The organism is Vibrio olivae (genome assembly GCF_042428525.1).
In the GTDB taxonomy this organism is placed as follows: Bacteria; Pseudomonadota; Gammaproteobacteria; order Enterobacterales; family Vibrionaceae; genus Vibrio; species Vibrio olivae.
In genome coordinates, this window is the sequence record NZ_JBHMEP010000123.1 from 1 (window position 1) to 544 (window position 544).

Sequence of the window (544 nt, forward strand, 5' to 3'; positions counted from 1 at the left end):
CTCATAATCGGCCCTTCCTTTCTCAATCATCATAGTGGCCCAGGCAGGAGATAATATAAATAACATCTCCCTGCTCATAGTAAACAATACGATTGGTTTCGTCAATGCGGCGGCTCCACCAGCCGCTCAGGTTCCCCCGCAGCGGCTCCGGCTTGCCGATCCCCTGGTAGGGGCTTCTCAGAATATCCTTTATCAGCGCGTTAATCCGTTTCAGCGTCTTTTTGTCCTGTGTCTGCCAATACAGATAATCACTCCACGCCCGATCCTCCCACAGCAGCTTCATCAGTCCACCTCGATCAGGTCATGCGCGGCAAAGTGGGCCTTGCCATCCTTCACATCCTGCATAACGCTCTCCAGGTGCCGGAGGTTGCTTTCCGAGTAGAACGGATCAGCCGAAACCTCAAACGGGATACGGTACTCCCTGCCGACCTTTTTTGCAAACATCGTAAACGCAGCGCTCATGGAAAGGCCCATCTCGGCACAGGCCCGTTCCATCCTTTTTTTCACATCTTCATCCAACTTAAAATTCACATTGACCGTGTGT

2 protein-coding genes are annotated in these 544 nt (G+C 52.0%); both read right to left on the reverse strand.

Annotation, left to right across the window (positions count from 1 at the left end):
* Nucleotides 1–22: 22 nt before the first annotated feature.
* The gene (locus ACFFUV_RS23835; RefSeq protein WP_195556787.1) at nucleotides 23–283 is read right to left on the reverse strand and encodes a Txe/YoeB family addiction module toxin; all 261 of its coding nucleotides are present in this window, start codon (nucleotides 281–283) and stop codon (nucleotides 23–25) included.
* The coding region (locus ACFFUV_RS23840; protein WP_446697929.1) for a type II toxin-antitoxin system RelB/DinJ family antitoxin at nucleotides 283–544 on the reverse strand (262 nt) is incomplete at its 5' end. The genes ACFFUV_RS23840 and ACFFUV_RS23835, both read right to left, overlap by 1 nt.

Coding starts and splice junctions, on each gene's coding strand:
- ACFFUV_RS23835 (WP_195556787.1), bottom strand. CDS start 283: ATGAAGCTGCTGTGGGAGGATCGGGCGTGGAGTGATTATCTGTATTGG.